This is a genomic window from Methylovulum psychrotolerans (genome assembly GCF_002923755.1).
GTDB classification, from domain to species: Bacteria; Pseudomonadota; Gammaproteobacteria; order Methylococcales; family Methylomonadaceae; genus Methylovulum; species Methylovulum psychrotolerans.
This window is the reverse complement of sequence record NZ_PGFZ01000017.1, coordinates 26769-36166: the sequence shown is the minus strand read 5'-3', so window position 1 is coordinate 36166 and position 9398 is coordinate 26769. Positions and strand designations below refer to the sequence as shown.

Here is a 9398-nt window from a genome sequence, read left to right as displayed (position 1 = left end):
TTTAGATTCTCCCCACCCCATCCCTCCCCATCAGGGGAGGGGGACGGATTCCATTGCAGCTTGTTGTTTTTACTTAATTAAAATACTAATCCAATATCTAATGGCTAAGTTGCTTATTCTAATATTAAAAACTTGATGATCGAGTTAAATAACTTTATTCAATACCGATTCTCTGATAATTTCAACCAAACGCCTGACCCCTGGCCCGGCAAAATCAGGATTAGCCAAAATCAAGTATAGCGGTGCTTCGCGTGTGCCGCCTTCCCGCAACGGTAAGGGCCTTAGCAGCCCCGTCCGTAGCTGTTCACGAATATGCTCTTCGGGTAACCAAGCAAAGCCATACCCCTTACAGACCGCTTGGATTGATGTCGCCACCTGGCTCACCGTCCAACGCTGGTCAACCTCAACAGTTACTGTACACGGGTCGCGCTTGACCCCCGAATCCCGAACCACCACATGCCGGTAAGCGCGTAAATCCAGATAAGTCAATTCCCGGCCTTGATGGTGTAAGGGATGGTCGGCATGGGCCACCGCCAACAAACGTACCCGCATTAAAATCTCCCCCAAAAAACCCGTCGGCAATTGCGGCGAAATCGCCAAGTCCACACTACCGCTCAGCAGTGCATCTGAAGTCCCGCCTAACACCGACTCGATCAGTTCAATGCGCGTCCCAGGACTTTCTTGGCTAAAGCGCTGCATACCTGCCAACAACAGGTCGGTCGGCAACAAAATTTCAGCGGCGATGGTAATGACTGCCTCCCAGCCCGCCGACAGCTTATGCGCGGCCCGCTCCAAATCTTGGGCATCACGCAGCAAAGCTTGGGCGCGGCGGTAAAGCATGTGTCCGGTCGGTGTAAGGACGGCCTTGCGGCCTTGAATCTCAAAGGCTTTTACCCCTAATAAGGATTCTATTTTTTGTACGGCATAGCTGACTGCGGATTGGCTTTTGCACAGCCTTTCCGCCGCTTGGGCATAACCGCCCGCATCGACGACTTCGATTAAAGAGCGCCATTGTTCTAAAGAGATATGGGCAGACATAATAGACCTATCGAATAAATTCATTAATATTAGCCAATTATTATGCTTTTTTATCTTTTTAATAAAGGCTTAAATAGTGCCAACTTTTACTGATGGAGCAAAAACATGACCACACTGCTGCAACTTAACTCAAGCATCTTCTCATCGGACGGCCATTCCAGCCAACTTGCCGATGAATTCGTCACTACTTGGCAGACCCATAATCCGGCTGCCCAAGTTATCAGCCGTGATCTGGCGAAAGATCCCCTGCCCCATTTGGACGCAGCGCGGGTTTCTGCCTTTTTCACCCCACCCGAAGCCCGCACCCCTGAGCAACAAGCCTATATTGCCGAATCGGACGCGCTGATCGATGAACTTAAACAAGCGCAAGCCGTCGTCATAGGGTTGCCTATGTACAACTTTGGCATCCCCTCGACACTCAAAGCGTATTTTGACCAAATTGCCCGCGCTGGCGTAACCTTCCGCTATACCGAAAACGGCCCAGAAGGCTTGCTGTCAGGCAAAAAGGCCTACATCTTCGCCACCCGTGGCGGCCTGTATGCCGGAACGGCACTAGACAGCCAAACCACTTATATACGCAATTTCCTTAACTTTATCGGCATTACCGATATAGAATTTGTCTATGCCGAAGGGCTTAACATGGGCGAGGCCACAAAAGGGCAAAGCTTAGCTAACGCCCAACAACGGTTAGCGGAACTGGCCGCTTGAAAACACCCAAAAATAACGGGTCACTAGAATAACCCTTTCCAATTCTCCTGTGGCCTACCCTACACCATCCCACATTTTTGTTTTATCTAATTAGGAGATTTATCATGAAACGCATTACCCTGCTGACATTAGCCGCGCTCTTCTCAACCGCCGCCTTAGCCACGCCAGAAACCTACCTTATTGACAGCACCCATACCTTACCGCGCTTTTCTTACAGCCATTTTGGTTACTCAACCCAACTAAGCCGCTTCGATAAAGCCACCGGAAAAATCGTGCTTGACCGCCAAGCCAAATCCGGCTCGGTCGATGTCACCATCGCCACCACCTCGGTAGATACCGGCTCCCCGCTGTTTAACGAACATATCCAAGGCAAAGATTTCCTCGATACCGCCACCTACCCCACTGCAACCTTCACCTCTAACACCCTCAAATTCGAGGGCGAGGCCTTAGTCGCCGTTGACGGTATCCTGACCCTCAAAGGGATCAGCAAACCCGTCACCTTAGCGGTAACGTCCTTCCAGTGTATGCCTCACCCTATGCTGAAAAAAGACGCTTGCGGCGCCAATGCCACAACTGTCGTTAAACGTAGCGATTTCAATATGGGCAAATATGCCCCGCATGTGGGCGATGAAGTCACTCTAACTATTCCGGTTGAAGCCGTCAAAGAATAAACCTACACCAACGTTTAAGCGGCGTGGCGGCGACAACAAGCCGCCACACGCTAAAGCAAATAAGGCCACTATTAACAGATGGTCTCTAAGCTCTGTAACCATTATCCCCCTCCTCGCCGTAACCGTCACACCGTTTTTACCGCCCCCAACACAAAGCGATTATTTTTAGGTGCGAAAATTGCTTGATTAAGCTACCCTAGCCTTATAGAACCAGCAATATTTGCCTATCCACTATAAAAACCCTTTTTATCGCTCTATAATTCAGCCGCCCCGAATTAAAGCGTGATTGGCTGAGGTTTTTTGCGCCTTATTGGTGCATGGCACCAAGACCCCTACCCTTTTTAAACCCAAGGAGAAAAAAATGCACACAATTACATTAATTAAAGGTGACGGCATCGGCCCATCCATTATGGATGAAGCGGTGAAGGTCATAAATGCCACTGGCGTTAAAATAGAATGGGAAGAAGCTTATGCCGGCCTGTCGGCATTTGAGAAATTCGGCACACCCTTGCCTGATGCCACTATGACATCGTTTGACAAAACCCGTGTCGCCTTTAAAGGCCCACTGACCACGGTGGTCGGTACCGGCTTTAGAAGCATCAACGTCGCCCTGCGCCAACAATACGACCTCTACGCCAACGTGCGTCCGGCTAAAAGCTGGGCCGGCATCAAAACCCGTTACGACGACGTGGACATTGTTATCGTGCGCGAAAACACCGAAGGCCTGTACGTCGGCTTAGAGCATTATTTAAGCCCGAAAAAAGACATCGCCGAAAGCCTTGCCGTCGTCACCCGCAGCGCCTCCGAGCGCATCGTCGAATATGCTTTCCAGTATGCGCGTGACAATAACCGCCAAAAAGTTACCGTCTGCCATAAGGCCAACATCCTCAAATTCAGCCAAGGCCTGTTCTTAGATGTTGCCAGAGAAGTCGCCGCCCGCTATCCCGACATCAACTTTGACGAAAAAATTATTGATGCCGCCTGTATGCACATGGTCATGAACCCCAAACAATTCGACGTGGTGGTCACCACCAATATGTTCGGCGACATTTTATCCGACCTGACCGCAGGCTTGGTCGGCGGTTTAGGCTTAATTCCCGGCGCGAACATCGGTGCGGATGCCGCCCTGTTTGAAGCCGTACACGGCAGTGCACCGGACATTGCCGGCAAAAACCTCGCCAACCCCACCGCCGTTATCATGGCGGGGGCAATGATGCTTAGCCACATCGGCGAAACTGAAGCCGCCGAACGGGTCGTTAAGGCCGTCGAAAAAGTCGTCAATGAAGGCATTTACGTCACCCCTGACTTAAACCCCAACACCAAAGCAGGTACAGTGGAAATGGGCAGTGCGATTGCGGCGGCAATGGAATAAGAGCCCATCACCGTAATTTCTGTCTTTACCGCACAGAATAAGCCACCGTAAGCCGGGTTAGCGCTAGCATAACCCGGCTTATCATGAAAGGCGCGAGGCAAAGCCCTAAAAACTGCCCACATCACGACCATTTTCACTATACTTTACCGCAAAGCCTTCACCTTCATGTCAACGGCGGTAACTATGCGTAAGTTTTTAAAAGATACCCAAATCAATCTATGGATGGGCTTACGCCTAATCTCGTTCCGTCCCTGCGGTAGCCCTAGTTTTGTCATTAACGGCGACCAAATCGCCGTACTCATGTTGATTGACCTGGCGCTGACCATTGCCATCAGCTATTTATCTACCCTACCCGAACCGCTGTTTAATACTTACGCCCTGCCCGACTATTTCTTCCGCCAATTAATCTCTTGGCTGCTCATTTTTATCATCGCCAAATTCTGGAAAAAATCCTGGCCGTTTTTGGCGACCGGCATCGTCATCCTCAACACGACCGCCCCTGTTTTAGATCTCATCATCGGCATAAATAAGTATGTGCAAAACCATACAAGCAACCCGACAGCATCACCCTATTCGGCCCTTAACCTCTTTATCGTACTGGCTTACCTCTATCTGTACGTTATTTTATGGCGCGTTTTCTACATCGCTTCCAACCACCAGAAAGCACTGGCATCGGTCGCCCTGTTAACCCTTATCTTCAGCGGAGGGTTACAAACGCGCGTCTTCGGCGAAACCACAGACTTTTGGTATCATCCCGACCCCGAAGACAACGAAGACGACGACCGATGGGCGGAATACCGGAAAATGGATGCCGAACAGCTCATGTACCGCCAACCGGATATTCTGTCCGCCGCCCTGCAAACCTTAACGCCCCAGCGCAAGCACCTGAGCGAGCTATTCTTTATCGGCTTTGCCGGGTATGCCAGCGAAGACGTGTTCTCAAAAGAAGTCGCCTTCGCCAAAAACATGCTCGATACCCGCTTCGGCGCCCAAGGCCATTCCATTAACCTAGTTAACCATTTGCATACCCGCGACAACATACCGCTTGCCAATGCTACCAACTTAGCCGCCACGCTTAAACGCATCGGCAGCATCATGGATAAAGACGAAGATGTGCTGATGCTGTACATGACCAGCCACGGCTCCCGCGACCACCGTTTCGCCGTCTCCTTCTGGCCCTTAGCGTTAAACGACATCACCCCAGAAAAATTACGCGCCATGCTGGATAATGCCGGCATAAAATGGCGGGTGATCATCGTCTCGGCCTGCTACTCAGGCGGCTTTATCAAAGCCTTAGAAAGCGACGATACCTTAATAGCCACCGCCGCCGCTGCCGATAAAACCTCCTTCGGCTGCGGCACCGCATCAGAATTCACCTATTTTGGTGAAGCGGTGTTCAAAGACCTGCTGCCACATGACTACGCCATCATCGCCGCCCTGAAAAAAGCCCAAATCACCATCAGTGAACGGGAAAAACGCGAGGGTATAGAGGCCTCTTTGCCGCAGTTGTTTGTCGGGAAAGCGATAGAGGGCAAACTGGAGAGCTTAGGTAAGGAGATTGGGGCTAGGGTGTGCGGGGGTGGGGAAAGCGACAAAACTACCTGTTAAGTGCCAGCCAATCTTCAAGACAGGCCACATTAACACCAATTCTGGTAGCGTTGTTAAGCTTCCCAAGGCCGTACCTATGGCTACCGATAACAATAAAAAACGGGGTCTACATGACTGTAAGACCCCGTCCAGTATCGCCAACTGCCAATTAGCGGTTATAAATATACATCGTCACTTCAAAACCAAAGCGTAGGTCGTTATAACGTGGTGTTTCCCATTTCATATCAAATCACCTTCAAAAAAGTTTAATTAGCGGTGAATGTCCGCAATAGCTAGACTGCCGCCTAACCGCTTGGTTCACTTAAGCAGGTCTGCCCGGATTGCCTATCGTGCCGGGTAAGTCACCCACCACTCTGTAAAGGTTGGCTCTTTACCCGTGCCGACCAAGCGTAAATAGGCCGTTAAATTGGCAATATCGTTGGTGCACAGGTACTTTTTAAAGGCTGGCATTCCCTCGTCTGAGCCGTTAGGAACCACTTCTTTTATATCTCCGGCTTCAGCGCCAGCAATATTAGGCGCCATAATGCCGCCTTTGGCTCCCATGCCATGGCAGCTATAACAGTTCAGGCGCATAAAAGCCCGTCGCCCTTCCCCAGCCGCATCCAAGGTTGCGGCCATGCAATTGGGGGCTGTAGCCGTTGTTGCTGTTGCGAAATTGCCCTGCGCAGACGCAACGCCTATTGCGCCTGTGAGCAGAACCAGCCCCAAGCTAATGTTAACGATATTCGGTAGAACTCGCATAATAGATTTACCTCTTGTTATGGTTTGGTGGAGCCGCCCCATCTGTGCTGGGTTGGGATGGGGGCGAGTCCGTACTGGATGTAATGAGCGGTATGTTATAAGCCTGCAAAATGTCTTGAATGTTGCGGCGTTTCTTAGCCATACTGTGTTCCAACTTTGCCGCCAAAGCCGTGTCATCTTTTCTGACCCCCATGGCAAAATCAAAAAAGGCCGGCATCGAAGGCATTTGGGCATCGGCAGGCACGGGGGCTATTTCCAGAGCTTTGCCATATTTTTTCGCAAAATACCCCGCTACCGGCCCCCAGACAATCGCCACGTCAATATCCCCTTTAACGACGGCATCAACAATCTGGCCTTGCGGATTTTTCACCGACGCTTCGCCCCACATGGAATAGCCGACGATATGCCCAACAATACCACGGTGAGCCAAGGCATTAGCGGGCGGCGAGTTAGCGCCGTCATTGCCGATCGTATGCAAGCCTATTTTTAACTCGCGCAGTATCGGGTCATCATAAGAGCTAAAAGCCAAATGGCGGCGGCGAGCGGTGACAAATACATAGCTGGAACGGTAATAAGGCTGGGTGGACAGCACCCGTTCGTAGCCGTAAGGTACGCCGATGACAACATCGCAACGCCGCTCGCCCAAGGTTTGGCGGATAAAGCCCGGTTTTTGCCTGAGCCAGGTATAGCTCAGGCGGGCGTGTAAATCCTTCGCCAACACGGCGGCGATCTTATTCTCAAAGCCTTGTTGCTGCCGATTGGAGAAAGGCATATTGTCAGGATCCGCACACACACGGAACTGGCCTTGCGCCGCCGCCCCTGCCGTCACCGCCAGCAAAACGGCGGCGCAAGCCAGCCGTAGCTTATACGCGAATGGTTGAAGCCGTTCGGACATTACCCTTCTCCTTAGCGGTAGACAAATAGCGGTTAAGGAAGCTTAAACACATGCACTTCGCCGCCGCCGATAGCGGTACTCGTCTTGTTACTATGACAAGCGCCACCGCCCCCTATAGCCCCAGCCATCGCCCCGACACCGCTGAACACCGCAATGCGCTGTTTACCGTCCGGGCCAGTGAAACTGATAGGGTTGCCGACAGTGCTGCACTCCAACTGCGTCTTAAACAACACCGCTCCGGTACTGGCATCAATCGCCTTAAAGGTTTTGTCTTGGGTTCCGTAAAAAACCACGCCGCCAGCGGTGCTGAGAATGCCGCCATAAATGGCATAACGCTCTTTAACACCCCATTTCTTCGTACCCGTCGGGGCATCCCAAGCGATCAGCTCCCCGGTAAAGCTCGGATCCGCCCCCAAGCCCATTGCTATATCGTTGCCCATATAAGGCGCACCGGCGACATACTCGGCTTTCAGCATGTGCATAGACATACACATATTAAATGTTGGGATATAGAACAAACCTGTTTTTGGCGAGAACGTACCCGGCTCCCAGCCTTTTGCACCGAGCGCCGACGGACAAATATTGTCCGTTTCCGCCCCTTGATGCGTCAGCTTATCGGTATTGATGTCCGGCAAGCCCGTTTTCAGATCCACACCGTTCGCCCAAGTAATTTCGCCGATGAAGGGATTGGCCAGCAAGATTTCGCCTGTCGCCCGGTCAAAGGTATAAGCGAAGCCGTTCTTATCGAAATGCACCAACAGCTTGCGCAACGTGCCATTAACCGTTTGATCGACGGCGATATTTTCGCTGATAGCATCGTAATCCCAATTATCATGCGGCGTGACCTGATAAGCCCAAATCGCCTCGCCTGTGTCCGGTTTTCTGGCGAAAACCGATGCGCCCCATTTGTTATCACCAGGGCGCATGTCTGGGTTCCAAACCCCCGGCTGGCTAGTGCCGTAGAACAACAAATCCAATTCGGCATCGTAGGTCAAATAAGCCCAAACCGAACTGCCGCCCTGTTTCCAAGCCGTACCTTGCCAACTGGTCGCACCTATATCCTTGCCCTGATCTTTCGGGTAAAACGCGTGGAAATTCGCCCCGATTAACACATCTTTATCAGGGCCGGTCGTATAGGCACGCCAAAGTTTCTTACCCGTCGCCAGATCCAGCGCCTGCACCCAGCCACGGACACCCATTTCACCGCTGGAAGTGCCGACAAACACTTTGCCTTTCGCAATCAGTGGCGCGCCTGTCATGGTCACACCCGTATGCGGATCGGCGAGGTTAGTCCGCCAGACTTGCTTGCCAGTGACCGCATCGACGGCGACCGTGGTATTGTCGAGCAGATTGTAAACAATCTTACCATTGGCATAAGCCGCCCCGCGATTGGTGGTGTCGCAGCAATTAACCCCCTTAGCATATTGGTTGACCGCCGGGCTATACGTCCATTTGGCTTTACCCGTATTAAGATCATAAGCGACCAACTTATTCGGGTAAGGCGTGACCGCATATAAGGTACTGTCGACAACTAACGGGTCGCCCATGTGGCTACCATTAACGCCAGTTTGGAAGGCGAATTCTTCTTTTAACAGGCCGACATTCGCAGGGGTAATATCCGTCAGCGTACTATAGCGCGTACCATCTGCCGTACCGCCAGAAGTCGTCCATTCGGCGCCCGCGCCGACTTGTTGCGCTGCCGCCGTCCCGCTAAACAAGGCACTGCCGCCTAGCGTAAGAGCCAAAATAACGCCCGCGCAAAGCGGAGCTAGGCGTGTATTTAAGCGATGAAGTGGCTTTCGGTTACAAAAAAGCATATTTGTGACTGGCATCTAATGGCCTCCTCAAAAAAGTGAAAATTCGGTAAAGTATGTCTTCCTTATACATAAAGGGGTTATGCAATTACAAAGCCAACAGCTTATGTTAAAAATTGCCATAAAATATCGGTAATATAAACATTGTCACCTTACCCTTAATTAACGATGACAATAATTTTATTACATTAATTTATTTACTTTACAATAAGTTAAGTAGCCATATTGTTTTATGGGGCAGGCCATTGTTGGAGTAGTGCTGTATTTGCTACGCGCTAACCCAGCATAAAACACGCAAAAATAGTCATCCTTTTTTGCATGGTTATAGAATCCGGCGTTAAGCAAACGACAGGCTAAATGTTCGTACACTCGCTCAGTCCATCGTGCAAGGGCTAAAGACTATTGCACTCAGGGCAATTGCATTAACTCGATCATCAAGTTTTTCATAAAGTCACCTCTAAATAGTGGGGAAGATTAGCGGAGAGCTAAGGCTTGTTAAGGTGGGCAACTCCCTCCCCTGATGGGGAGGGTTGGGGTGGGGAGAATAAAAT

At 51.0% G+C, this 9398-nt stretch carries 9 protein-coding genes; 4 read left to right on the top strand and 5 right to left on the bottom strand.

Annotated features, from left to right (window positions below; genetic code table 11):
* Positions 1–144 precede the first annotated feature (144 nt).
* The gene (locus AADEFJLK_RS21190; RefSeq protein ID WP_088621721.1) at positions 145–1038 is read right to left on the bottom strand and encodes a LysR family transcriptional regulator; all 894 of its coding nucleotides are present in this window, start codon (positions 1036–1038) and stop codon (positions 145–147) included.
* Between the two features lie 105 nt (positions 1039–1143).
* On the opposite strand from AADEFJLK_RS21190, the gene AADEFJLK_RS21185 reads away from it, so the two are divergent.
* The 4 genes from AADEFJLK_RS21185 to AADEFJLK_RS21170 all read left to right on the top strand — a co-directional run bounded on the left by AADEFJLK_RS21185 (position 1144) and on the right by AADEFJLK_RS21170 (position 5397).
* Positions 1144–1746 carry an FMN-dependent NADH-azoreductase gene (locus AADEFJLK_RS21185; RefSeq protein ID WP_103975675.1) on the top strand — a complete coding sequence of 201 codons (603 nt, stop codon included), beginning with the start codon at positions 1144–1146 and terminating at the stop codon, positions 1744–1746.
* 104 nt (positions 1747–1850) lie between these two features.
* Positions 1851–2417, top strand: coding sequence for a YceI family protein (locus AADEFJLK_RS21180; protein WP_088621186.1), 567 nt, complete (start codon positions 1851–1853; stop codon positions 2415–2417).
* Between the two features lie 361 nt (positions 2418–2778).
* Positions 2779–3789, top strand: a complete 1011-nt coding sequence (locus AADEFJLK_RS21175) for an isocitrate/isopropylmalate dehydrogenase family protein (RefSeq protein ID WP_103975682.1) — start codon at positions 2779–2781, stop codon at positions 3787–3789.
* A gap of 183 nt (positions 3790–3972) precedes the next feature.
* Positions 3973–5397 carry a C13 family peptidase gene (locus AADEFJLK_RS21170; RefSeq protein ID WP_170065201.1) on the top strand — a complete coding sequence of 475 codons (1425 nt, stop codon included), beginning with the start codon at positions 3973–3975 and terminating at the stop codon, positions 5395–5397.
* Between the two features lie 148 nt (positions 5398–5545).
* Here AADEFJLK_RS21170 and pqqA read toward each other — a convergent pair whose 3' ends face one another.
* From pqqA to AADEFJLK_RS21150, 4 genes are all read right to left on the bottom strand, one after another.
* Positions 5546–5620, bottom strand: a complete 75-nt coding sequence (gene pqqA / locus AADEFJLK_RS21165) for a pyrroloquinoline quinone precursor peptide PqqA (RefSeq protein ID WP_088621719.1) — start codon at positions 5618–5620, stop codon at positions 5546–5548.
* Between the two features lie 101 nt (positions 5621–5721).
* On the bottom strand, positions 5722–6138 hold the full coding sequence (locus AADEFJLK_RS21160) for a c-type cytochrome (protein ID WP_157679505.1): 417 nt from the start codon (positions 6136–6138) through the stop codon (positions 5722–5724).
* A 7-nt stretch (positions 6139–6145) separates the two neighbouring features.
* Positions 6146–7033: a substrate-binding domain-containing protein gene (locus tag AADEFJLK_RS21155; RefSeq protein WP_103975673.1), complete on the bottom strand. Its 888-nt coding sequence runs from the start codon at positions 7031–7033 to the stop codon at positions 6146–6148.
* 32 nt (positions 7034–7065) lie between these two features.
* Positions 7066–8778 (bottom strand): PQQ-dependent dehydrogenase, methanol/ethanol family, encoded by a 1713-nt coding sequence (locus AADEFJLK_RS21150; protein ID WP_157679503.1) that lies wholly within the window; start codon positions 8776–8778, stop codon positions 7066–7068.
* Positions 8779–9398: the final 620 nt, after the last annotated feature.

What these genes read in the sequence shown, in the direction of transcription:
- AADEFJLK_RS21190 (WP_088621721.1), bottom strand. Translation starts at nt 1,038, where the DNA reads ATGTCTGCCCATATCTCTTTAGAACAATGGCGCTCTTTAATCGAAGTC.
- AADEFJLK_RS21185 (WP_103975675.1), top strand. Translation starts at nt 1,144, where the DNA reads ATGACCACACTGCTGCAACTTAACTCAAGCATCTTCTCATCGGACGGC.
- AADEFJLK_RS21180 (WP_088621186.1), top strand. Translation starts at nt 1,851, where the DNA reads ATGAAACGCATTACCCTGCTGACATTAGCCGCGCTCTTCTCAACCGCC.
- AADEFJLK_RS21175 (WP_103975682.1), top strand. Translation starts at nt 2,779, where the DNA reads ATGCACACAATTACATTAATTAAAGGTGACGGCATCGGCCCATCCATT.
- AADEFJLK_RS21170 (WP_170065201.1), top strand. Translation starts at nt 3,973, where the DNA reads ATGCGTAAGTTTTTAAAAGATACCCAAATCAATCTATGGATGGGCTTA.
- AADEFJLK_RS21160 (WP_157679505.1), bottom strand. Translation starts at nt 6,138, where the DNA reads ATGCGAGTTCTACCGAATATCGTTAACATTAGCTTGGGGCTGGTTCTG.
- AADEFJLK_RS21155 (WP_103975673.1), bottom strand. Translation starts at nt 7,033, where the DNA reads ATGTCCGAACGGCTTCAACCATTCGCGTATAAGCTACGGCTGGCTTGC.